21 protein-coding genes, 1 tRNA gene and 1 other RNA gene are annotated in these 21,963 nt (G+C 66.8%); 8 read left to right on the top strand and 15 right to left on the bottom strand.

What is annotated here, in order from left to right; all coding sequences use genetic code 11:
* Positions 1 to 39: 39 nt before the first annotated feature.
* From AB0F86_RS14980 to AB0F86_RS14930, 11 genes are all read right to left on the bottom strand, one after another.
* Positions 40 to 1,773 (bottom strand): FAD-dependent oxidoreductase, encoded by a 1,734-nt coding sequence (locus AB0F86_RS14980; RefSeq protein ID WP_356986562.1) that lies wholly within the window; start codon positions 1,771 to 1,773, stop codon positions 40 to 42.
* Positions 1,774 to 1,838: 65 nt separating this feature from the next.
* The gene (locus AB0F86_RS14975) at positions 1,839 to 2,579 is read right to left on the bottom strand and encodes an SDR family oxidoreductase (RefSeq protein WP_356986564.1); all 741 of its coding nucleotides are present in this window, start codon (positions 2,577 to 2,579) and stop codon (positions 1,839 to 1,841) included.
* A gap of 107 nt (positions 2,580 to 2,686) precedes the next feature.
* Positions 2,687 to 3,733 carry a ferritin-like protein gene (locus tag AB0F86_RS14970; RefSeq protein WP_356986566.1) on the bottom strand — a complete coding sequence of 349 codons (1,047 nt, stop codon included), beginning with the start codon at positions 3,731 to 3,733 and terminating at the stop codon, positions 2,687 to 2,689.
* 105 nt (positions 3,734 to 3,838) lie between these two features.
* Positions 3,839 to 4,333 (bottom strand): hypothetical protein, encoded by a 495-nt coding sequence (locus AB0F86_RS14965; RefSeq protein WP_356986568.1) that lies wholly within the window; start codon positions 4,331 to 4,333, stop codon positions 3,839 to 3,841.
* A gap of 118 nt (positions 4,334 to 4,451) precedes the next feature.
* Positions 4,452 to 4,524 (bottom strand) — tRNA-Ala (locus tag AB0F86_RS14960).
* Positions 4,525 to 4,702: 178 nt separating this feature from the next.
* Positions 4,703 to 5,404 (bottom strand): thioredoxin domain-containing protein, encoded by a 702-nt coding sequence (locus AB0F86_RS14955; RefSeq protein ID WP_356986570.1) that lies wholly within the window; start codon positions 5,402 to 5,404, stop codon positions 4,703 to 4,705.
* A 109-nt stretch (positions 5,405 to 5,513) separates the two neighbouring features.
* Positions 5,514 to 6,839 (bottom strand): MFS transporter, encoded by a 1,326-nt coding sequence (locus AB0F86_RS14950; RefSeq protein WP_356986571.1) that lies wholly within the window; start codon positions 6,837 to 6,839, stop codon positions 5,514 to 5,516.
* Positions 6,836 to 8,473, bottom strand: coding sequence for a phosphoglucomutase (alpha-D-glucose-1,6-bisphosphate-dependent) (gene pgm, locus AB0F86_RS14945; protein ID WP_356986573.1), 1,638 nt, complete (start codon positions 8,471 to 8,473; stop codon positions 6,836 to 6,838). Before pgm ends, AB0F86_RS14950 begins: the two co-directional genes overlap by 4 nt.
* A gap of 47 nt (positions 8,474 to 8,520) precedes the next feature.
* Positions 8,521 to 8,883 carry a CrcB family protein gene (locus AB0F86_RS14940; protein WP_067491792.1) on the bottom strand — a complete coding sequence of 121 codons (363 nt, stop codon included), beginning with the start codon at positions 8,881 to 8,883 and terminating at the stop codon, positions 8,521 to 8,523.
* A gap of 64 nt (positions 8,884 to 8,947) precedes the next feature.
* Positions 8,948 to 9,370, bottom strand: a complete 423-nt coding sequence (crcB, locus tag AB0F86_RS14935; RefSeq protein WP_225278987.1) for a fluoride efflux transporter CrcB — start codon at positions 9,368 to 9,370, stop codon at positions 8,948 to 8,950.
* Positions 9,371 to 9,538: 168 nt separating this feature from the next.
* Positions 9,539 to 11,044 (bottom strand): MFS transporter, encoded by a 1,506-nt coding sequence (locus AB0F86_RS14930; RefSeq protein ID WP_356986576.1) that lies wholly within the window; start codon positions 11,042 to 11,044, stop codon positions 9,539 to 9,541.
* A 130-nt stretch (positions 11,045 to 11,174) separates the two neighbouring features.
* Here AB0F86_RS14930 and AB0F86_RS14925 point away from each other — a divergent pair, with 130 nt between their 5' ends.
* The 4 genes from AB0F86_RS14925 to AB0F86_RS14910 all read left to right on the top strand — a co-directional run bounded on the left by AB0F86_RS14925 (position 11,175) and on the right by AB0F86_RS14910 (position 14,186).
* Positions 11,175 to 11,852 (top strand): TetR/AcrR family transcriptional regulator, encoded by a 678-nt coding sequence (locus AB0F86_RS14925; protein ID WP_225278985.1) that lies wholly within the window; start codon positions 11,175 to 11,177, stop codon positions 11,850 to 11,852.
* Positions 11,853 to 11,904: 52 nt separating this feature from the next.
* Positions 11,905 to 13,206 (top strand): D-arabinono-1,4-lactone oxidase, encoded by a 1,302-nt coding sequence (locus tag AB0F86_RS14920; protein ID WP_356986578.1) that lies wholly within the window; start codon positions 11,905 to 11,907, stop codon positions 13,204 to 13,206.
* A gap of 116 nt (positions 13,207 to 13,322) precedes the next feature.
* Positions 13,323 to 13,736 carry an arsenate reductase ArsC gene (locus AB0F86_RS14915; RefSeq protein ID WP_067491782.1) on the top strand — a complete coding sequence of 138 codons (414 nt, stop codon included), beginning with the start codon at positions 13,323 to 13,325 and terminating at the stop codon, positions 13,734 to 13,736.
* 51 nt (positions 13,737 to 13,787) lie between these two features.
* On the top strand, positions 13,788 to 14,186 hold the full coding sequence (locus tag AB0F86_RS14910; RefSeq protein ID WP_356986580.1) for a VOC family protein: 399 nt from the start codon (positions 13,788 to 13,790) through the stop codon (positions 14,184 to 14,186).
* On the opposite strand, the gene AB0F86_RS14905 is transcribed toward AB0F86_RS14910, so the two are convergent.
* A complete protein-coding gene (locus AB0F86_RS14905) occupies positions 14,162 to 14,650 on the bottom strand; it encodes an NUDIX domain-containing protein (RefSeq protein ID WP_067637170.1) in 489 nt (162 codons plus the stop codon). The two genes, AB0F86_RS14910 and AB0F86_RS14905, sit on opposite strands and share 25 nt — an antisense overlap.
* A 113-nt stretch (positions 14,651 to 14,763) precedes the next feature.
* A complete protein-coding gene (locus AB0F86_RS14900) occupies positions 14,764 to 15,450 on the bottom strand; it encodes a helix-turn-helix domain-containing protein (RefSeq protein WP_356986583.1) in 687 nt (228 codons plus the stop codon).
* A gap of 139 nt (positions 15,451 to 15,589) precedes the next feature.
* Between AB0F86_RS14900 and AB0F86_RS14895 the strand changes: the two genes are divergently transcribed.
* Positions 15,590 to 16,414, top strand: a complete 825-nt coding sequence (locus AB0F86_RS14895) for a DUF1266 domain-containing protein (protein ID WP_225278981.1) — start codon at positions 15,590 to 15,592, stop codon at positions 16,412 to 16,414.
* On the opposite strand, the gene AB0F86_RS14890 is transcribed toward AB0F86_RS14895, so the two are convergent.
* Complete coding sequence (locus AB0F86_RS14890) at positions 16,392 to 17,273, bottom strand: hypothetical protein (protein WP_356986585.1); 882 nt, start codon at positions 17,271 to 17,273, stop codon at positions 16,392 to 16,394. The two genes, AB0F86_RS14895 and AB0F86_RS14890, sit on opposite strands and share 23 nt — an antisense overlap.
* An 87-nt stretch (positions 17,274 to 17,360) precedes the next feature.
* On the opposite strand from AB0F86_RS14890, the gene AB0F86_RS14885 reads away from it, so the two are divergent.
* From AB0F86_RS14885 to AB0F86_RS14875, 3 genes are all read left to right on the top strand, one after another.
* On the top strand, positions 17,361 to 17,546 hold the full coding sequence (locus AB0F86_RS14885; RefSeq protein WP_356986587.1) for a DUF5302 domain-containing protein: 186 nt from the start codon (positions 17,361 to 17,363) through the stop codon (positions 17,544 to 17,546).
* Positions 17,547 to 18,069: 523 nt separating this feature from the next.
* On the top strand, positions 18,070 to 20,859 hold the full coding sequence (locus AB0F86_RS14880; protein WP_356986589.1) for an AAA domain-containing protein: 2,790 nt from the start codon (positions 18,070 to 18,072) through the stop codon (positions 20,857 to 20,859).
* 41 nt (positions 20,860 to 20,900) lie between these two features.
* On the top strand, positions 20,901 to 21,383 hold the full coding sequence (locus AB0F86_RS14875; protein ID WP_356986591.1) for a hypothetical protein: 483 nt from the start codon (positions 20,901 to 20,903) through the stop codon (positions 21,381 to 21,383).
* Between the two features lie 62 nt (positions 21,384 to 21,445).
* Here AB0F86_RS14875 and ssrA read toward each other — a convergent pair.
* Positions 21,446 to 21,817, bottom strand: a transfer-messenger RNA (tmRNA) gene (gene ssrA, locus AB0F86_RS14870).
* Positions 21,818 to 21,963 lie beyond the last annotated feature (146 nt).

Below are 21,963 nucleotides of genomic sequence, written 5' to 3'. Positions count from 1 at the left end.
TACGCGAGCAGCCCCGGCGAGTGCGCCCACACGACGCCGTCATTCGACCAATTTGCCTTCCGTCGATACATCTCGCATGAGCCGGGCGATATCGTCGGGGACGGCGGGGATCTCCTCGCGTTCGAGCTTGCCGGGACCCGACCACACCAGGTTCACCCGCAGCGCCGGATCCAGGTCGGGGTAATCGGACCGGTTGTGGCAGCCACGGGTTTCGCGGCGCTCCAGCGCGGCTTCCAGGGTGGCGCGTGCGGCGAGCACCGAGGACTTCAGATCGAAGGCGTGCGCCAGGTCCTGGAACCCGGCGGCGTCGGGGTGCACGCCGATATTCGTCATCCGCTCCTCGACTTCGTCGAGCTCGGCCAGGCCCGCCCGAATTCCGGGCTCGTCGCGCACCACGCCGGCGTGCTCGGTCATGGTGTCGCGCACGGCACGTTGCAGGGCCCGCACGTTCTCCTGCCCGTCGACCGCCAGCAGCTCATCGATCTCGGCGCGGGCCTCGACGAGCGCACCCCGGGAGCGACGCTGCGCTTCTTGCTCGGCCGAGTACCGCGCTGCCGCCTCGCCGACGATCCGGCCGTAGACGAGCAGTTCGATCAGCGAGTTGCCGCCGAGCCGGTTGGCACCGTGCAGACCGCTCGACGCCTCGCCGATCGCGTAGAGGCCGTCGACGCCGGTGCCGTGATCTTCGGAGCGAACCCACACTCCGCCCATGGAATAGTGTGCCGTGGGCGCGATTTCGATCGGATCGCGCGTGATGTCGAGCATTTGCAGCTCCAGCATCGTCTGGTAGACGCGCGGTAGCCGCCGCATGATCGTTTCGCGAGGCAGGTGCGAAACATCCAGCCAGACAGCACCGTTCGGGGTCCCTCGCCCCTCTTTGATCTCGGTGTAGGCGGCCAGTGCAACTCGATCGCGGGTCGAGAGCTCCATGCGTTCCGCGTCGTAGCGCCGCATGAAGCGTTCTCCAGCGGCGTTGCGCAGGATGCCACCTTCTCCCCGTGCGGCCTCCGATACCAGTGTGCCTGCCGCGTTCTCGGGTTCGATGAGCCCGGACGGGTGAAACTGCACGAGCTCGGGGTCACGAATCCGGCCGCCCGCGAGGACGGCGAGCCGGAAAGAATCACCGGTGTTCTCGTCACGTCGCGAAGAGGTGCGGCGCCAGATGCGGGTGTGCCCACCGGCAGCGAGGATCACCGCGTCGGCTCGGAACACATAGCGCTCGCCGCTGTCGAGATCGAAACCGTAGGCGCCGAAAACCACGTTGTCACGCACCAGGATTCGGGTCACATAGCAGGTATCGATGATCTGGATGCCGAGCTGCGCGGCCCGGTTCACCAGGGTTCGCTGGATCTCGAGGCCGGTGTAGTCACCGGCGAACGCGGTGCGTCGGTAGGTGTGCGCGCCGAAGAATCGCAGCGAGATCCGTCCGTCGGATTCGCGAGCGAAGGGCATGCCCCAGCGCTCGAGATCCTCGATTCCGCGCGCGGCATTCTCGGCCACGATCCGAGCGGTATCAGGCCGCGCCAGCAGGTAGCTTTCGGTGATCGTGTCGGCCGCGTGCTGCTGCCAGCTGTCTTCGACGTCCATGGTCGACAGCGCGGCGTTGATACCGCCCGCGGCGAGGGTGGTGTGCGCGTCCGCCTTCGGCCGCTTTCCCACCACCAGGACGTCGATGCCGCGCTCGGCCAGTTCGATCGCCGCACGCAGGCCGGATCCGCCGGTACCGACGACGAGCACCGACGTCGCGATCTGACGTTCCTCGGGTGTGAGCATTCGCTTCGTTCCCTTCCGAAGGGGACAGTTCGCGCGGGCGGGCCGATCCCGCCCGCGCGAACAGGTCAGTTGCTGGTGAGCCACTCCGACAGCCGCGTCTGCGCCAGTTGCGCGTGGCTTCCGGGCAGCAGCTCGCGCTGCGGCACCGCCCCGAAATACCGGGCCTCGGGATCGGTGACCACCGTGCGCGCATCCGAGCGCGCGCTCAGCACGGTGCGGATCCATTCGTCGAGAGCGATGACCTCGGGGCCCCCGACCTCGATGGTGCCGTTCTTCGGCTCGCCCGCCGCGGTACGACCGACAGCCGCAGCCACATCGTCCGCGGCCATCGGCTGCATACTGGAAGCCGGCAGCCGCACCTGACCGTCGCTGGTCGCGGAATCCGCTATCCCACCGGCGAATTCGAAGAACTGCGTGGCGCGCACGATGGAATACGGCAGGCCCGATCCCTCGATCAGCTCCTCCTGCGCCACCTTCGCCCGCAGGTACCCGGAATCCGGCAGCCGTTCCGAACCCACCACCGACAGTGCCACGTAATGCCCGACACCGGCCGCGGCGGCGGCCTCGAGCAGGTTCGTCGTGGAGGTCCGGAAGAACTCCAGCACGTCGTCGTCGGCGAACGACGGCGAATTGGAAACATCGATCACCACGTTCGCGTCCTGCAGTACTTCTTTGACGCCCTCACCGGTGAGCGAGTTCACACCGGTGTTGGGTGCGGCCGGAACCGCCTGGTGGCCGTGCTCACCGAGTCGTGCGACGAGCTTGGAGCCGATCAGGCCGGTACCGCCGATGACGACGATCTTCATGCTCATTCCTTTCGTCCGGACATTGCCGCGGGGCCGGCGAGACTCCGCTACATCAAGGACAGGGCAGGCGGTGATTTTGTGACGGCGCGCGTGCCGAGGCCCTGTGACTACGCTCGGTCCTGCGGCGCGACGTATTCGAAGGTCGGCCCAGCGGTGGTGCGGCCGTCGCCGCTCGGCATCTTCATGAGAGCTTGGGCCTGGGACTTCAACGCGTACATCGTCCCCACCGCGTCCCGCATCTGCGACGGGCTGCCGTTGAAGGTGTCCTCGAGCAGATACAGCAGCAGGCAGTAGGTGTTGTTGAACTCCTCCTGCGCGAGGCGGACCGCGCTGCCCTCCGGATAGTCGGCGGTGCGCGGGGTGGGGCGCATCGGCAGCACTTTGTCGGGGTCGAACACGATCGGCTCACCGGTGGGCCCGGACTGCGGGGTGTCACCGAGTTGGAATCGCCTACCTTCCTTCAATTCCAGGAAGCGATAGAAGTGAGCGACCTCATCTCGATCGGGATGGAAGACGTCCTTCTCGCCGTCCCACACCTCGGTCCGCGCCGCGCCTTCGCCCTGCTCGACGATCTCGGCCAGCGCCGTCAGCGCCGACTTCAGGTCGTGCACCGGAACGACCTGTCCGCCACCGCTGTTGAAGTGCATCTCGTGGAGCTGGCGACCGGGGTCGCCGCAGAACACGACCTCCTCGCCGAGGGTGTCGACCAGCGTGACGAGACCGAGTTCGACGGCCGCGTAGAACTGCCCGATCGTGTGATAACCGTCGGACTCGGGTAGCGCGTCCGCCGAGGCGGGCCGTTCGATGTTCAAGAACAATTCGAGGGCTTCGGAGCCGAACGGCGCGAGCTGTATCTGTACGGATCGATCGCCGTGCGGCAGCGGATGCGGGTACGCGGGCAGCAATTCGGGCGCGTCGAGCTTGGGCTCACCGCCCACCGCATTGAGCAGATTCGCCGCCAGCGCCAGGTGCAGCATCTCCTCTACGAAGACGCTGCTGATGACCTGTGCCGCTTCGGCATTGGCGCCCGGCTCCAGCGAATACAACGCGCACATGTACGGCGGGATGGTCGCGTGCTCGAGCTCGATCGCCCACTGCAGATGGCGACGCAGATCGTCCATTGTCTCGATGGCGTGCCCCGTGCTGATGTCCATGACCGAACCTCGTCTCGACAGGTGTTCCTGTGGTGTCGACAACAAGGACAGTGCGCCCGGGGAAACTGTGACAAGAACGTATGACGCGCCGTCGACGGGCTCGGGTCAAACGGACTCGTCGAGAAGGTGGGCGTTCCACACGGCCGCGGCCTGCTCATGGGAGTCGACGCCGGAGAAGAAAGCCTCCGCGATCGCGTCGTAGTCGGGATCGTCGAAACCACTGGTGCCGAGGAATTTCGGGCGGTACACGGCGAAACCTTCGGCAGTCGTGTGCGGGCGATAAGGAATGGCCATCTTTATCGACCGCCGCTGCGGGGCGTAGTCGGTCGCCTCGATGACGAGTGCATCCTGCCGCCCGGCCGGCAAGCGCAAGAAAGCGTCGACGACGAGCGCGGCATGGACCCAGCCCGGCCGCCCCGTCCGCAGTCGTTCGGCCCCCAGCCGCGCCCCGTCCGCGACATCGTCTACAAGAAACCGCTCCAACCCCTGCGACCCGTCGGCATCGACGTATCCGATCAGCGGTATCAGTAAATCCGAGTCGCTCACACTCCACACTGCGTGCGCCCCAGCAAATCCCGCATTCTTCGCGATGTCGTACACATCGAGGAGCCTAGCGGTGGGCCACAATCTCGGCAGTCGATCGTTGCCACGGCCGCACCCACCCACTCGCGCGGAACGACAAAAGGCCCGGCTGAAAAGCCGGACCTTTTGTTTCGGGTGGAGCTAAGGGGACTCGAACCCCTGACCCCCACACTGCCAGTGTGGTGCGCTACCAGCTGCGCCATAGCCCCGTGTTCTGTTGTTTCAGCTGCTCTCGCTGCTGCCTGAATGAAGTTACACCATGGTTCTCCGGGAGAACAAATCGGCTGGTAGATGGCGAAAACGGGGCGATTCAGGAGAGGGCTCGGGGGTTGGGATCATGAGCGGGCGGCGCGGAGGGGGTCTAGGATGTGCGCAACCTCACGTGGGTCAGGGGGCGAGGGTGGTGACCCAGTTTTCGTCGCGCCAGTCGACGGTGGTTGTGCCGTCGTAGATGGTGGGGGTGGCGGATTTGTTGCCCGTGCGGGCGTCGAGGTCGGCGAGGGCCGATTTCGCGGCGGTCGCGGCGGCGTCGCGCTGGGTGGCGTGGGTGATGCAGGCGGCCACGGATTCGGGGGCACCGGATTCGGTGGCGAGGGTGGCCAGGGCGGGGTTGCTCAGGTCCTCGGCGCCTTCGTCGGGCTGGCGGTCGACGAACAGGGCCTTGTGGAACTTGCCGTAGGTGGGGCCCGAACCTGTTTGGGCGACACAGAGATTAGCCGCGATGGCGCGAGTGGAGTAGTCCTTGCTCTTGGACTGGTCGTCGAGGAACGCGACGAGGTGGTAGTTCACGGCTAGCTTGCCCTCGTCGATCTTCTGGGCGAGTTCCTGGCCGTAGCTGGTCTCCATCACCCCGCACGCGGGGCACAGCGGGTCTTCGAAGATATCGATGGTTTTCGCGGCGTCTGGGCGGCCGAGCCGGATCACCCCTTCCGGCGTGGTGCTGACCTGCACCGCCGCCTCGCGCACAGCGCCGTAGCCGTCGTTGCGGACGGCTGGTGGTTCGGCGCTCCACTTGTAGACGGCGAACACGATCAGCCCGATCACGACGAGAGCCACCGCGCCCAGCGCGTAGGTGGTGTTGCTCGACACGGGACGTGGATTGTGCGAAGAACCGGCTGTGCCCACCCGTCCACTCTGCCTCGAGCCGATATCGGCGTGCCGCCCGGGCACGCCGATATCAGCTCTACCAGCTATTTCTCTATTTCTCCATGTCGACCGGGCGACGGGCTGCGGGAACCATGCCGTCACGCACGACGGGTGACCCGTCGGGACCGTCGCAGGTGCATTGCGGGTCGAGGCCGTCGCCCGCATGGTCGGGGTGCTGTGGGTCCTCGGGGTGCACGATCCGCGACGGCTCAGGAGTGAACACCCACACCGTCGCCGACACCGCGAGCACCGCCCCGGTCACCGCCATGCCGACCCCGAACGACGTGCGGTCGGCGACCTCACCGATGACGATCGGGCCGAGGACCGCGCCCAGGTCGGCCGCCATCTGGAACGCCGCGAGGACCGGGCCGCCGCGTGCCCGGCTGCCGAGCACATCGGCGAGCGCCGCCTGCTGCACCGGGCTGAACATGCCGGAACCGATGCCCGCCACGAACGAGGCGAGCAGGAACCACGGCAGCGACTGCGCGAAACCGAGCGCGCCGGTGCCGACCGCGCAGATCACCGAGCCGAGGATCAGGAACGGTTTGCGACCGAGCCGGTCGGATAATCGACCCGAGGCGAACAGCACCGCACCGTTGCCCGCCGCGAACACGGTGAGCGCGACACCGGCCATGCCGGGTTCCTGCCGCAGGGTCTCCACCACCAGCAACGGGACGAACGCCATCCGCACACCGAACACCGCGACACCGCCGGCGAAACTCGACAGCAGCACCGCGCGATACGCGGGCTCCGACCAGCCCTGCCGGAAGGTCAGTTCCGGTGTGGTCGTCGCACTGTCGTCCTTCAGGACCGGTGATTCGCGCAAACCGGCGAACACGATCACGCACACGACGAGCAGGGCGAGCGCGTAGATGACGAACGGGGCGCGCAAACCGAGCCCGGCCAGCGCACCGCCGACCAGCGGACCGACCAGCGAACCGATCAGGAAGCTGGTCGAATACACACCGGAGACCCGGCCGCGCGCGGCAGGCGGCGACACCCGGATGATCAACGCCATCGACGACACCGTGAACATCGTCGACCCGATCCCGCCGAGCGACCGCAACACCAGCAGTTGCCAATACGTCTGTGCCAGCGCGCACGCACCGGTCGACACCGCGACGATGAGGATGCCCGCCAGATACACCCGCCGCTCGCCGAGCTTCTGCACCAGCCGCCCGCTGGCGGGGGCGAACAGCAAGCGCATCAACGCGAAGGCGCTCACGATCGCCGACGCGGCCGCGATACCGACCCCGAATTCGCGGGCGTACTGCGGCAGCACCGGCGCCACCAGCCCGAAGCCGAGCGCGATCACGAACGCCGCCGCGATCAGCACCCAGATCTCGGCGGGTAGCCGAACCTTTGTCGCGGTACTCACTCGATCAGCGCCTGATTCACCATCTCCTCGGCGGCGGCCTGCACCTGGGTCAGATGCTCGGAACCGAGGAAGGATTCGGCGTAGATCTTGTACTTGTCCTCGGTGCCCGACGGGCGGGCGGCGAACCAGGCGTTCTCGGTGATCACCTTCAGCCCGCCGAGGGGGGCTCCGTTGCCGCGTGCGGTGGTGAGGATGCCGGTGATCTCCTCGCCGGCGATCTCGGTACCGGTGATGGCGTCGGCGCTGAGCCGCGCGAGCTTGGCCTTCTGCTCGCTGGTAGCGACGGCGTCGATGCGCGCGTAAGCGGGGCTACCGTGCTGACGTTCGAGCTCGCCGTAGCGAGCCGAGGGGGTCTGACCGGTGACGGCCGCGATTTCGGCGGCCAGCAGCGCCAGCAGAATGCCGTCCTTGTCGGTGGTCCACACGGTGCCGTCCATCCGCAGGAACGACGCGCCCGCGCTCTCCTCACCACCGAAAGCCAAACTGCCACTGAACAATCCGGGCACGAACCACTTGAACCCGACCGGCACCTCGTACACATCGCGGCCGAGCACACCGACCACCCGGTCCACCATCGAGGACGTGACAACCGTCTTGCCGACCTTGGTGAGCGCGTCCCACCACATCCGGTTGGCGATGAGGTATTCGATCGCGACCGCGAGGAAGTGGTTGGGGTTCATCAGGCCGCCGTCGGGGGTGACGATGCCGTGACGGTCGGCGTCGGCGTCGTTGCCGGTGGAGATGTCGTAGTCGTCCTTGATGCCGACCAGTCCGGCCATGGCGTGGCGCGAGGACGGATCCATCCTGATCTTGCCGTCGCTGTCGAGGGTCATGAAACGCCAGGTGGGGTCGACGAACGGGTTGACCACCTCGAGTTCGAGATCGAAGCGCTGCCCGATCTCCTCCCAGTAGTCCACGCTCGCCCCGCCCATCGGGTCGGCGCCCATGCGGATGCCCGCGCCGCGAATCGCGTCCAGGTTCAGCGCGTTCGGCAGGTCGGCGACGTAGTGGTCGAGGTAGTCGTAGCGCTGCACATGGGTCTTCATCGCCTGTTCCAGCGACACCCGCTTCACCTCGGCCAGGCCGCCGCGCAGCAGTTCGTTGGCGCGCGCGGCGATGGCGTCGGTGGCCTTGGTATCGGCGGGACCGCCGTGCGGCGGGTTGTATTTGAAGCCGCCGTCGCGCGGCGGATTGTGCGAGGGGGTCACCACGATGCCGTCGGCCTGGTGCTTGGTTCCGCCCTGATTGTGGCGCAGCACAGCATGACTCAGCGCGGGCGTGGGGGTGTAGCGGCCGCGGGCGTCGATCACGGCGGTGACGTCGTTGCCCGCGAGGACCTCGAGCGCGGTGGTCCAGGCGGGCTCGGACAGGGCATGGGTGTCGCGCGCCAGGTACACCGGACCGGTGATGTCGCGGGTGGCGCGGTACTCGACGATCGCCTGGGTGATGGCCATGATGTGCGCCTCGTTGAACGCGCTGTCCTCGCTGGACCCGCGATGACCCGAGGTGCCGAAGACCACCTGCTGGCTCGGTTCGGCCGGATCGGGCACGCGGCTGTAGTACGCGGTGACCAGGTGAGCGATATCCACCAGGTCGGTCGGGCGGGCGGGCCGTCCGGCGCGATCGTGGGCCATGGTGGGTGTTCCCTTCCGTGTCGGCTGGGCGCGGCTGGTCATGAGGATCATGCGCACAACCAGTTGGTCAGGGACGCGGCGGCGTACACCGAGGCCAAGCTCGCCGCGACACTGATCGCGACGTTGCCCAGGGCATACACGTAGGCGCCCTCGGTCACCAGACGTATGGTCTCGTAACCGAATGTGCTGAACGTGGTCAGCGCACCACAGAAACCGATTCCCGCGAACGCCAGCAGAGTACTGCCCGCGCTCGCGCCGATCAGGCCCCCGAGCAACGCCGAACCGACAATGTTAACCGTCAACGTCCCCCACGGCAGCCCGGCCGGGAACCGCGCCGAGACCGCCCGATCGACGAGGTAACGCGCGGGGGCACCGAGCATTCCGCCCGCGAACACGAGTGCCGCGGTCATCGCCGGCCTCCCGCCGTGGGAGCCCACATCGCGACCATCGGATGGCCCCCTTCCGTCGTCGGATTCACGTGCTCTGCCCCACGCTGCCTGCCGCCCAGCGGGTCCCGATCATGGCGAGCGCCATCGCGCCGAGGCCCGCGAGGACCGAGAGAGCGAGATAGGCCACGGCCGTGCCCGGCGAACCGGTGTCGATCAGTGTACGAAGCTCGAGGCCGAAGGTGGAGAAAGTAGTGAACCCGCCGAGCACCCCGATCCCGAGGAACGGGCGAACCAGCATCGGCGCCGACCAGAACTCCGTGACCACGACCATCAGCACCCCGAGGGCGAAGCAGCCGACCACATTGACAGTCAGCGTCGACCACGGAAATTGCCCAGGACGCACCGGCCACCACTGGCCCACACCGTATCTGGCCGTGGCCCCGAGACCACCGCCCACCGAGATCGCCGCGAGGACGGCCGGGTCGAGCGCCGGGGCCCGCGATGCCATGCACTGCCCTCCCCTGCTAGTCCGACGGTGGTCGTTGCTCATGGTATCGAGTACCCCCGACAAACTAGCGCGCGGTGCGCGTCCGGCAAACCCCCAGCAGCCACCCCGCGCGAACGCCGATGGCCCGGACCGAGTCTCGGTCCGGGCCATCGGTTTACGACAGGTCGATCAGTGCGCGAGCACCATCTCGCCCTCGGCGGGGGCGGGCACCTTGTTCGGCATGAGCACACCGATCACGATCGCACCGAGCACGAAAGTGGCCGCCGCCCACCAGAAGCTGGTGGTGTAGCTCTCGATCGCGCCCTGGGCCATGGTCAGCGGACCCGGCTCGTGCGCGGACACGTAATCGGTCATCGCCGAGGCCGCGATCGTGCTGAGCAGCGCGGTGCCGATGGAACCACCGACCTGCTGGCTGGTGTTCACCATCGCCGAGGCGACACCGGCGTCGTCGTGCTGCACGCCTGCGGTCGAGCCCTGGAACGCCACCGACATGGCGCCACCGAGGCCCAGGCCGAGCAGGACGAGCGCGGGCAGGATGTGGGTGACATAGCTGCTGTCCAGACCGATGAAGGTGAGCCACACCATGCCCGCCGCGGCGACCAGGAAGCCGCCACTGATGACGACCTTCGGCCCGACCTTGGGCAGCAGGAACGAGGGCGCGGTGGTGGACGAGGCAACCATGCCGAACACCATCGGCATGAACGCCACGCCGGTCATGATCGGCGAGTACTGCAGCGACAGCTGCATGTAGAACGTCAGGAACAGGAAGATCGCGAACATGCCGATGCCCATGATGAACACGGTCAGGTAGGAACCGGCACGGGTGCGGTCGGTGACGATGCGCAACGGCAGCAGCGGGTGCGCGACGCGGGTCTCGATCCAGACGAACACCGCGAGCAGCACGGCGCCGCCGATCAGGAACGCCAACGTGGTCGGGTCGCTCCAGCCGTGGGATTCGGCGTGGGAGAAGCCGTAGACGATGCCGAACAGCGCCGCGGTGACGGTGATGGTGCCGGGCCAGTCGAGCTTGGGCCGCGAGCTGGCGTTGACGTGCTTGGCCAGCAACAGCACCGCACCCACCAGCGCGACGGCGGCGAAGATCAGGTTCACATACATCGCCCAGCGCCACGACGCCCACTCGGTGAGCGCGCCGCCGAGCAGCAGGCCGATGGCGCCACCGGCACCGGCGACGGCACCGAAGATGCCGAAGGCCTTCGCGCGTTCACCGGGTTCGGTGAAGGTGACGGTCAGCAGCGAGAGGGCGGCGGGCGCGAGCAGCGCGCCGAACACGCCCTGGCCGACGCGGGCGGCGACCAGCATCTCGAAGCTGTTGGCCGCGCCGCCGATGGCGGAGGCGACCGCGAAGCCGACCAGGCCGACGATGAAGGTGTTTCGGCGCCCGAACAGGTCGCTGAGGCGGCCGCCGAGCAGCAGCAGGCTGCCGAAGGCGAGCGCGTAGCCGGTGATGACCCATTGGCGGTCGGCGTCACCGAAGCCGAGGTCGGCCTGGGCGGCCGGCAGCGCGATGTTCACGATCGTCGCATCGAGCACGACCATCAGCTGCGCGATACCGAGGACGGCGAGCACCCACCAGCGCAACGCGTGTGAGCCTCGCCGGTTCCCGGTGTCCGCACCGGACGCGGGACTCGTCCCCTTGTCGAGTGTGGTGGTCATGACTCCCCTTGCAGGTCTAGGTCGGTGATTTCGGTGGCATAATCGGAGATATAGCCTCCGCTTCAATCGAAGCTACCAGAGTAACGGAGAAACCACCTCCACTTAATCCGGCAATGAGTAGGATGCACCTGTGAATCACGCCACGACGACTGCCGCAGCGCCCCGCAGGCTGCGCGCCGATGCCGCCCGCAATCAGCAACGCATCGTGGTCGCAGCCAGGGAACTCTTCGCCGAACACGGCCTGGAAATCACCCTCGACGACGTGGCCGAGCGCGCGGGTGTCGGCGTCGGCACGGTCTACCGGCGCTTCGCCAACAAGCGGGCCCTCATTGTCGAGGTGTTCGAGCAGAACATGGTCGACTTCGCCGACGCGGCCGACGCCGCGAACCGCAATCCGGACCCATGGCTGGCACTTGTCGAGTTCTTCGAACACGCCTGCAATCACCTGGCGACCAACCGCGGCTTCGGCGAGGTGGTGCTCGAACTCGAAGAGGACCCGACCCGGTTCGCCGAGATGCGTGAGCGGATCCGGCCGTCGGTGGCGGCCATCGTCGACCGGGCGCGCGACGCGGGCGCGGTGCACTCCGACATCACCACCACCGACTTCTTCGCGCTGATCCACATGGTCAACTCGTTCATGGAGTTCGCCGCACCGGTCAATCCCGACGTGTGGCAGCGGTACATGGCCGTGGCGCTGAACGGCGTGCGCACCGACGCCGTGCCGCGCAGGCCGCTGTTGGTCCCGCCGCTCACCGACGCCGAGGTGGAGCAGGCCAAATCGGCCGCCTGCCTGGGTCGTCGCCGCTGATTTTCGTTCGCTCAGTAGCGCGGGTCACACTTGGTCCTCTACAGTTGGACACATGACCAAGAACACCTGGGTGAACTGGGCTGGCGAGCAGCGCTGCGCACCCGCCGTCGTCGCGACGCCGCGTGACGTCGATGAGCTCGCCGGGATCGTCACCGAATCCGCGGCGCGGGGCCGGACGGTGCGCGTCGCCGGTTCGGGCCACTCGTTCACCGACGCCGTGCTCACCGACGGCACCCTCGTCGACCTCGGCGCCATGAACAAGGTGCTCGACGTCGACACCTCGACCGGCCGCGCGCGCGTGCAGGCGGGGCTGACGCTGAACGCGGCGAGCCCCCTTTTGCACGAGCACGGACTGGCTTTCCCCAATCTGGGCGACATCGATACCCAGACCGTCGCGGGCGCCACCGCCACCGCCACCCACGGAACCGGCGCGCGGCTGCGCAACATCTCGGCGGCGCTGCACTCGGTGCAGGTGCTGTGCGCCGACGGCAACGTGGTGGAGCTGAACGAGGAGACCGATCCCGAGGGCTGGCGCGCGGCACGGGTGAGCATCGGCGCGCTCGGCATCGTCACCGAGGCGACCCTGCAGCTCGAGCCGTCGTTCGTGCTCGAAGGCGTGGAACGGCCGGTGCCGCTGGCCGACGTCCTCGCCGATCTGGACGAATTCGTCGACGGGAACGACCATTTCGAGTTCTTCGCCTTCGCGCACAGCTCCGTCGTGATGACCAAGGCACTCAATCGCACCGCCGAGCCGGAACAGCCACGCGGCGCGATCAGCGAGTGGGTCAACGACATCCTGCTGTCCAACTATCTCTACGACGGCTTGTGCCGGGTGGGTCGCCTTGTTCCCGCGACCGTTCCGCTGATCCATCGCGTGGCCACCGTCGCGGGCAGCAACAACCGTCAGCGCGACCGCTCCTACCGCGTGTTCGCCACCCCGCGCCTGGTGCGTTTCAACGAGATGGAATACGCGGTCCCGCGCGCGCACGCGGCCGAGGCGGTTCGCGAGATGATCACGCTCGCAAAGAAATTCGGTACGCCCATGCCGATCGAGGTGCGCTGGGTCGCACCCGACGACGCCTTCCTCTCCCCCGCGAGCGGACGCGACACCTGCTACATCGCGGTGCACCAGTACCGGGGCATGGAATGGGAACCGTACCTGCGCGCCTGCGAAGCGGTCTTCGACCGGTTCGACGGTCGTCCGCACTGGGGCAAACATCATTTCCAGACCGCCGAGACGCTGCGCGGACGCTATCCCGACTGGGATCGGTTCGCGGCCGTGCGCAAGCGCCTCGACCCCACCGGGGTGTTCGCCAACGACTACGTGAACCGGGTTCTCGGTTCGCTCGACTGAGGCGGACACCCCAGGACAACACCGTAGCCGCGCCCACACACGCGCGGGTTGATGCGATGATGGCGGTGATATCCGAAGCGCCACAAGCACTTCGCCCCTGCACCGAAAGGGCGACCATGGCCCACACACCCTGCGTGTTGTTCGTCTGCGTCCACAATGCGGGCCGATCACAGATGGCGGCGGGCTTCCTGCGCGCCATGGCCGGCGATCGCATCGAGGTCCGCACCGCGGGCAGCGAGCCCGCCGACGAACTGAATCCCGTCGCGGTGGCGGCGATGGCCGAGATCGGTATCGACATCTCCGGTGAACGACCCAAGCCGCTCACCGACGATGTCGTCGGGCTCTCCGACGTGGTGGTGACCATGGGTTGTGGCGAGGTGTGCCCGTATTTCCCGGGCATCAGCTATCGCGACTGGGTGCTGTCCGACCCGGCCGGGCAACCGATCGAGGTCGTGCGCGGGATCCGCGATCATCTGCAGATCCTGATCGGCAACCTCATCGCCGAATTGGTGCCCGTGCCCGCGCGTTGATGTCCGATTCGTTCAAGACGACCGGCCTTCGCGCCGAATACGCTGCCGGACATGACTCCTCAGCTCGACGCCATCTCGATCATCGTGTCCGACATGGCCGTTTCGGTGGCCTTCTATCGTGCGCTCGGCCTGGACTTTCCCGAGGGATGCGAGACCGAGGGGCACGCCGAGGCTCCCCTGTCCGGTGGGATGCGGCTGCTGCTGGACACCGAGGCGACGGTCGCCTCGTTCTCCCCCGGTTGGCAACCGCCCAGCGGCCCCGACCGGAGCAGCCTCGCGTTCCGCTGCGCCGATCCGGCCGAGGTCGACTCGGTGTACAAAGACCTGGTCGGCGCCGGTTACCACGGTGAACTCGCGCCGTGGGACGCCTTCTGGGGCCAGCGCTACGCGACGCTCGCCGACCCCGACGGGCACGGTGTCGACCTCTACGCGCCGTTGCCCAGCGGATAGGTCGACCAGCCGTGCGGGTCGCGCAGACGCCGCCGGTACCGGCCGAGCACCTCGCGGACCTCGTCGCTGACCGGCGGTTCGCCGTCCAGCTTGGTCCACAGGTGAGCGTCGTGCTCGGTGAGTTGCACGGGTCCGGTGGTGGCGACGTCGACGACGAAGGTGAACTGCCTGGTGCGCGCGCCGTTGCCGGACAGATAGTCGAAGTCGCCCAGGTAGTCGGTGATCCCGGTGACCTCGAGGCCCGTCTCCTCGGCTACCTCACGGGCCAGGGCGTCGTCGAGCGACTCGCCGTGCTCGACGACACCGCTGGGCAACTCCCACCGTCCGCTGAGGAAGTCTGATCGTCGGCGGCGCAGGATGAGGACCCGGTCGTGGCGCACGACGACGGCGCCGACGACAAGTCGGCGTACTTCGTCTCGTTCGGCCTCGATACGCAGCGTGGTGAACACGGATTCGTCGATCATCGGGTCACATCCTCTCGTCGTGGTTCGGACTGGGCCTGGCACATGCGACGGGGCGTGCACAGTGAGCATAACTTCGTATCGCAGCTGAGCCGAATGAGACTTTCCGGGCACCCTCACCCGGGTTGCAGGCTGCGCACCGTGCATCCGCCCAGGTCACGGACGTCGCGGGACAGATGTGCCTGGTCGGCGTAGCCGTGCATGGCCGCTGCCTCGGCGGCCGGAGTGCCCGCGCGGATGGTTTCCAGTGTGCGTTGAAATCGGAGAATTCGCGCCAACATCTTGGGCCCGTAACCGAATGCCGCGAGTGAGCGGCGGTGCAGCATGCGTGCCGACAATCCCGCGCGGGCAGCGGTGTGGGCGACCGATTCGCCCGCGGCCAGGGCGTCGACGATGCCGGTGAGGATCGGGTCCGGTGACGGCGCGGCGGCCGCGAGTTCGACGGCGACGGATTCGAGAGCCACAACGCGGTCGGGCGAGTTGTCGACCCGATCGAGCAGTGCGCGGGCCGTGGCGGCGGGCACGATCCTGTCCAGTTCGACGCGCTGGTCGAGCAGCTCCACGGCGGGCACGCCGAGCACAGCCGGTGCGGCACCCGGGGCGAACCGGATACCGACGAAATCGGCGACACCGGCACGCACCCGTGCGGCACGGCTGTCCGGGCCCGCAACCAGCAAGGTGCCCTCGGTCCAGATCAAGTCCATGCAGCCGTCGGGAAACACGCTGACCTGGCCCGCACCGCCGCCAGTGCGTTGCCAGACCACCGCGCGATCGACCCGTGACCGACGTTCCCGGTAGCCCATCCCCCGACGGTAGTACCGCCCACCGACACACTCGGTTCCGCCGAAGGCCGCCCGTCCGTAAGATCTGGCAGCACAACGTTCGGCTCGGCGGAGGGGTGGCTGGATGCAATCGGCAGGCTCAGTGCACGGGCGACCGCGCGTGGCGGGGTTTCCCGGCGCGGATATCGACCCCGAACCCGATGTGTGGTCGGGCGCGGCGCTCGACGACGACCGGATCAGGGCGCTGGCCGTCGGCGCCTACTACGGGCGCAGCTGGGGCGCCTACTGCGACAGTGTCGCCTTCCTGCCGGAGGAGCCCGGCAGTTCCGCCACGCGCCGCGAGACCGCGATCGAGGGCCTGCACGAATCGTGGGGCGTCGACCACGCCGAGGACGCGCGCGACACCATCCGACGGCTACTGGCGGGCATGCACGCGCCGCTGTTCGAGCTCGTCCACCCGCTCGCCGTCGCCGCGGCCACCGACACCGGGCGGGTCGACCGGTCGGGGCTGGCCGACGAGCACCGTGAATTCCTGCACACGCTGTCGGGTTTTCGTGGCTACCGAGGTCCGGCCGGTATCGACCGGGACTACGACGCCTGGCTGCAGGCCATCAAACTCGGCATCACCGACAACTTGCCCGCGCCGCTGCAGAACGACGCCACCGCCTGGGATCTGGCGCGGCTGGTGTTCATCGCCCGCGCCTCCTGCACCGCCGGCTACCTCACCGAGGACGAGGCCTTCGACCACATGCTCACCGGGCTCGACCGGGCACGTCAGCACTATCGCAACTGGCGTCAGTTCGGCGACGGATTCCTCACCGGGGCCATCTTCTGGGCCGCCACCCAGGATCTGTCGGCCGCGAAAAGCCAAGTGGCGGAACGTCGCCGGATGATCGCGGGGCTGCATCTCCGGCCGTCGAGTCCTTGGCGGCGGGTGGCGTTGCACGCGGGGGCGCCGGTGTTCAGCCCGGCATGGTCAGCATGATGCCGACGGCCTGACGCCGGAACGGTTCGTCGGCGACCATCCCGAGTTTGCGCCGCTCCACCAGCAGTTGCCACTCGCCGAACAGGTCGGCCGAGGACGGCAGCGACGGCGCGATCGATCCGTCGACGTGCTCGATCTCGCAGGCCAGGCGGATCGCCTCGGCCATCCGATCGAAGTCGGTGGCGGTCCAGTCGTGGAAGTCCAGATCGGTACCCGCACCCGAAATCCGCAGCGTCACCATGTTTTCCGCGCCCGACCGCACCGAGGCGCCGGTGAGTACGGACACCGGGAACTCGTACATCGCCCACGCGGAAACGAACAGCAACCGCAGGGTGGTGATCACGAGCAGGCCCGGCGCGCCCTCGTGCCCGGCCTGCGCCAGCTCGAGGACGTACTCGTCCGGGCGGGCGGCGGCGTGCAGGGTATCGATCTCGCGAGCGCAGTTGCCCGCGTGCCGCATACGGGCCGCGGCCGCCCCGACATCGGGTCGTCGCGGGCCGTTCGGGCCGAGAAGCGGGCGTGGCGGAACAAGACTCGGACGTGGCGGGAACACCCGGCGCAGACCGACGAGATCGCGTTCGACCGCACGAACCAGCACCTGGGCCTGCTCACGCAACCCCGTCTCCAGGAACACCGGAACCGGATGCCGTTGCGTCGCTTCACCACCGACCACGAATTCCGCCGACCGGAAGAACAGCAGCAACGCCATCTGCCCGTCCTCGGTGGTCGCCAGGGCGATCCGCGCGAGTTCGGCCACCCCGACGTCGAGGGCGATCTCGTTGTCGGCCCGCAGCGGCGTCGTCACCAAGCGCCCGTCCGCGTACCGCACCGCGACCCGCGCACCCCATACCTCGATCACGCCCGCGTCCCTCCTGCCCGGCCCCCGCCTGGCTGGATCGTACCGAGCTGGTAACGGCGCCCTCACACAGATGGCAGGCTTACCCCTATGTCCGAAGACGAAAACCCGACCGAGTCACCCACCGAGGCGACCAAACGCAAGTTCCGCGAAGCCCTGGAACGCAAGAACGGCAACGCCTCCGTGGCCGGCGCCGCCCAGAACGAAGCCAAGCTGCACGGTACGTCCGCGGCCGCGGGTGGAAAGCGCACGTTCCGCCGTCGCGCGGGCGGCTGATCCCTTGATCGGGCCCTCACCGCGACCTGCGGTGGGGGCACCTGGCTACACCGTTCTGCACGCACCCGGCCAATTCGATTCATCCGCATGCGTGCAGCCCAAGGAAGTCGCGGCTCGAGTGGCTCGACCGAGGACATGAGAGTCGAGGTCCGCGCTACCCATCCTGTGCGGCATCGACTTGGAGTACCTCGTGACCTCTGATCGAATCATTCGCGTCACCACTGCGGACCACATCTCGTACCGAACACCGGCAGCGCCCTCCTCGACCTGCTGAGTATCTTCCGCGACGGCATCGCCTGCTCAATCGGTCGCGATACACGTGCGACTGCCGTCCGGCCTTCGCGACAGCGATCATCAACACTGCGCCCCGCAGCTTTGTACACCATCCCGAATCGTCCGATCTGCAGCAATTAGCCGAGCTCGACGCGCCCTCAAACCTGTTGTCCAACACTCACTTTGCCTCCTGAGAGTGTGGCCGAAACGGTAGTCTCGTTCGGTAACGACACTCGTGAGGGGGCTCCACGTGATCGATTCACGGCGGATGGCGGTGCTGCTTCGCCAAGGCCACGGTCGTTACGTGGACCGGACCAATGACATCGAGGTCTTCGAGCCTGGCCGAACCCACGTGACAGTGAAGTTCCGGGGCACGTCGACACGGTTCGAATACCGCCACGACCGGGTCGCTGTCCTGACAACGGCGACAAGCACCACACTCGACGAGCACACCAAGCTGCTGATCAACGGTGAGCTGCGGCCCTCAGCCCGTTATGCGTTGCGGTTCAGCGGATTCGGCGAAACCTGGTGGCATGTCTTCGAGGACACAGAATCGGCCGGTGCGGTCTTCCCCGGGCACGTGGTCGAGGTTGTTCGCGACCACGCCGATCAGGTCCGCGCCTCGGCGATCCTCGGATATTGGCGGTCGGTTGCCGAACACCTGTCCGAAGCCGGCGCCACACTCCGCGCTGCACATTTGTCCCGCCTCTCTGTGCACCCGGAAAGCGTCCTCCACCGTTACCTGCAGGGGACACCGATCGACACCGTGACAGGACCGGATGCACCCCCGCTCTACCCTTTCCACACCAATCTCAGCCAGCGGGCTGCTGTCGCCAATGCGTTGCAATACCCGATCTCGGTTATCGACGGACCGCCCGGAACCGGGAAGACCCAGACCATCCTGAACCTTGTCGCCACCCTGGTGGCAGATGAATCCCTCACGGTCGCCGTTGTTTCCACCAACAACACCGCCGTGGACAACGTGCATGCCAAATTGATGGCGGCCGGTTTCGGCTTCTTCACTGCGAACCTCGGACGGAGGGCGAAGCGGGAGCAGTTTCTAGCAGACCAGGACCGCAGGAATACAGAGGTTCGGGAACTCCTCGGGCGACCGCCGGTCGCCGTGCCGTCTGCGGCGGAGATGGTCCAGCGCGATCATCGCCTACTGAGGTTGCGCGAGATCGAACGCGAACTGGCCGAACTGCGCGCCGAGCGCACGGCATACCGATTGGAACAGACTCACTTCGAGGGCTACCTCGCGCGGCACGAACTTCCCGATGACGAGTACCTGCCGGTGTTGCGATGGAGTTCGGACAAGATCCTCGGCTTCATCGCCGATACAGATCCGGAGCTCGCCCGATCGCAGGGACTCGGCAGCGTGATCGACCGAATCACCAACTACTTCAAGTATCGATCGCTGCGATTCGCAGACGCCGACGATGTAGACCTTGTCCTGCAGCTACATCAGCGCTTCTACCGCGCGAAGCTGGCGGAGCTGGACCAGCAGATCACGACGACCGAGGACCTACTCCAGGGCAAAGGATTCGAGGCCGCAGCCGAGGAACAACGGCAAGCCTCGGAAGCCTGGCTGGTCGAATCGCTACGCCGCCGCTACACCGGCCGACGCCCACCGCGATATGGCAACAACTACACAGAGCGATGGGCACAGTTCAGCCGCGACTATCCGCTGATTCTGAGCACCTGCCACTCCCTGCAGAGCAGCATCGGCAGAGGCCGCCTCGTCGACTACCTCGTGATCGACGAGGCCTCGCAAGTGGATCTGCTTGCGGCAGCAGTCGCTCTCGCATGCTGCCGCAACGTCATCGTCGGCGGCGACCTACGGCAGCTGGCACCGGTCGACAACAATATCGACCCCGCGCTCTGTGGCCCGGCGCCGAGCGCGCCGTACGACTACCACAGCCACAGCATCCTGTCGTCGTTGACTGCCGTGTATGGAATGGGATTGCCCCGGACGATGCTGCGCGAACATTACCGTTGCGATCCGGCGATCATAGGCTTCTGCAACCAGAAGTTCTACGAGGACGACCTGATCCCCTTCACCCGGAACAACCCCGGTTTTCCGTCGATGGTGGTCGCGCGCACGGTTGCCGGCAATCACATGCGACAGCTGCGTAATGGAGGTGGCCGGTTCAACCAGCGGGAGATCGACGTCATCCGGCAGGAGGTGCTCCCGCAATTCTGTGCGGAGTTCGAGCACGACGAAATCGGGATAACAACGCCCTATCGAAAGCAATCCGGCCGAGTCGCCGAACTGATTGCCGACATCGAAGCCGATACGGTGCACAGCTTCCAAGGGCGGGAGAAGGACGCCATCGTGATGACCACAGTTCTCGACGAGAAGAAGAGCAGCCAGGGCGGTGTCGGGGGCCTGGAGTTCGCCGATGACCCGCGGTTGGTCAATGTCGCTGTGTCGCGAGCCAAGAAGCGGTTCGTCCTGGTCACCAACAACGACCTGCTGCCCAAGAGTCGTAACCTGCGCGACCTCATCGGATACATCCGCTATCAGAATCCGGGTGACGAGGTGTTCGATAGCAAGGTCGTCTCGGTCTTCGACCTGCTCTACAAGCAGTACTCCAAGAAGCTCGACAAACTCGCCACGCGCGTTGCCCGAAGCCCGGGCCACAAGTCCGAGCGAATAATGCGTGCTGTGCTCGGGCAGATGCTACCCGCCGAGTTCCCTGGCCTGAGCTTCGCCGAGCAGGTGCCGTTGAAACACCTGCTCCCCGACACCGACAGTCTCTCCGACGAACAGCTCCAGTTCGCCCGGAACAGACACTCGTCGGTCGACTTCGAGATCTACAACCGAGTGACCAAACAGCGGGTCTGCGTCATCGAGGTCGACGGCTTCGAATTCCATGAGAACAACCGGAACCAGCAGCGCCGAGATGCGCTCAAAGACGCGATCTGCGCGCTGTACGGCATTGCCCTGTTGCGGTTCCGCACCACCGATAGCGGCGAGCCCGAACGACTTCGGCGAGAGCTCGCCGAGCTTCTCGCGAGGTTTGGGGAAGCGCGATGAAACCGTCCGTCACCATCAGCGCCCACGGCGACGATTGGTCGGTGTCGTTCGAGTGGTACGACAAGGATCTGCTCGCGCTGCTCAAATCCATGGTTCCAGCAGACGCACGACGGTGGGTGAAAGCCGACAGCGCCTGGTTGATCTCGACCGATGTGACCGAACTGCGGGTCGCCCTGCAGCGGCTGGGTGTCGAGGTCTCAGGTGATGCCCCACCGCCGCCTGCTGACATGCAACCCACAGGCGACGCCGAGCATTGGCGGCGAAAGCACGACGACATGGCCGCCGCCGCGCGGCACCTGCAGCAGCAAGTAATCCAACTCCGGGAGGAGCTGGCGCAGCTCACAAGCTCAGCGCCCACCGCGCCACCGCCGAACACGGATTGGGCGCATTCTCTGTTCGCCGCAGTGGGGAGCGACCTCGCACAATCGGTGTACAAGTCTTTGAGCACTGCCCTGCATCCGGATACGGGCGGACGAACAGATCTGATGCAGCAGCTGAACGCCGCGAGACCGCCTCGGCGATGACCGCGCGGCCCAGGTCCGGCGCATGAAAAAGCCCCTCACCTGTGTGTCAGGTGAGGGGCTCTGAGTGGAGCTGCCGGGAATCGAACCCGGGTCCTCCGCCGCGTCTTCAGGGCTTCTCCGTGTGCAGTTCGCTATGTCTCTACTCGGATCTCCGGGTCTCGCGAACAAGCTCGGATGACGATCCCAGTCGCTGTTCGATGTCCCGCCCAGATCCGCGACCGACCTGGACGGTGATTCCCTCTAGCTGATGCCAGTACCCGGGTCGAGGGACGAACCCGGACTGACAGACACGCTTCGCTACTTAGGCAGCGAGAGCGTAGTCGCGCTGATTGGAATCGGCGCTTAATTGGTTGCAACGACGCTTACGGTGGTCTCTTGCCTGCACCGACACGCTTCCCCTGAATCAACGTACGCAGTCGAAACCGTTCAGCCCCGTACGTGCCCACACCTTGCGGGCTAGTCATATTAACACCCGTGCTTCCCGGTTTCTTCCCCTTATTTCTGCCAGCGCGGGGTGGCGTCGTGGTGACCGGGTAGCGAACCGGCCGATTGGTCCGGCACAGTCGGTGGGGGCGAGTAT

This window comes from Nocardia sp. NPDC023733 (assembly GCF_040639775.1).
GTDB classification, from domain to species: Bacteria; Actinomycetota; Actinomycetes; order Mycobacteriales; family Mycobacteriaceae; genus Nocardia; species Nocardia rosealba.
The sequence above is the reverse complement of the archived record's forward strand: the minus strand, read 5'-3'. Positions and strand labels throughout refer to the sequence as shown.

What these genes read in the sequence shown, in the direction of transcription:
- AB0F86_RS14900 (WP_356986583.1), bottom strand. Translation starts at nt 15,450, where the DNA reads ATGGGCTACCGGGAACGTCGGTCACGGGTCGATCGCGCGGTGGTCTGG.
- pgm (WP_356986573.1), bottom strand. Translation starts at nt 8,473, where the DNA reads ATGGCCCACGATCGCGCCGGACGGCCCGCCCGCCCGACCGACCTGGTG.
- AB0F86_RS14885 (WP_356986587.1), top strand. Translation starts at nt 17,361, where the DNA reads ATGTCCGAAGACGAAAACCCGACCGAGTCACCCACCGAGGCGACCAAA.
- AB0F86_RS14905 (WP_067637170.1), bottom strand. Translation starts at nt 14,650, where the DNA reads ATGATCGACGAATCCGTGTTCACCACGCTGCGTATCGAGGCCGAACGA.
- AB0F86_RS14910 (WP_356986580.1), top strand. Translation starts at nt 13,788, where the DNA reads ATGACTCCTCAGCTCGACGCCATCTCGATCATCGTGTCCGACATGGCC.
- AB0F86_RS14975 (WP_356986564.1), bottom strand. Translation starts at nt 2,579, where the DNA reads ATGAAGATCGTCGTCATCGGCGGTACCGGCCTGATCGGCTCCAAGCTC.
- crcB (WP_225278987.1), bottom strand. Translation starts at nt 9,370, where the DNA reads ATGGCATCGCGGGCCCCGGCGCTCGACCCGGCCGTCCTCGCGGCGATC.
- AB0F86_RS14930 (WP_356986576.1), bottom strand. Translation starts at nt 11,044, where the DNA reads ATGACCACCACACTCGACAAGGGGACGAGTCCCGCGTCCGGTGCGGAC.
- AB0F86_RS14980 (WP_356986562.1), bottom strand. Translation starts at nt 1,773, where the DNA reads ATGCTCACACCCGAGGAACGTCAGATCGCGACGTCGGTGCTCGTCGTC.
- AB0F86_RS14920 (WP_356986578.1), top strand. Translation starts at nt 11,905, where the DNA reads ATGACCAAGAACACCTGGGTGAACTGGGCTGGCGAGCAGCGCTGCGCA.
- AB0F86_RS14940 (WP_067491792.1), bottom strand. Translation starts at nt 8,883, where the DNA reads ATGACCGCGGCACTCGTGTTCGCGGGCGGAATGCTCGGTGCCCCCGCG.
- AB0F86_RS14970 (WP_356986566.1), bottom strand. Translation starts at nt 3,733, where the DNA reads ATGGACATCAGCACGGGGCACGCCATCGAGACAATGGACGATCTGCGT.
- AB0F86_RS14915 (WP_067491782.1), top strand. Translation starts at nt 13,323, where the DNA reads ATGGCCCACACACCCTGCGTGTTGTTCGTCTGCGTCCACAATGCGGGC.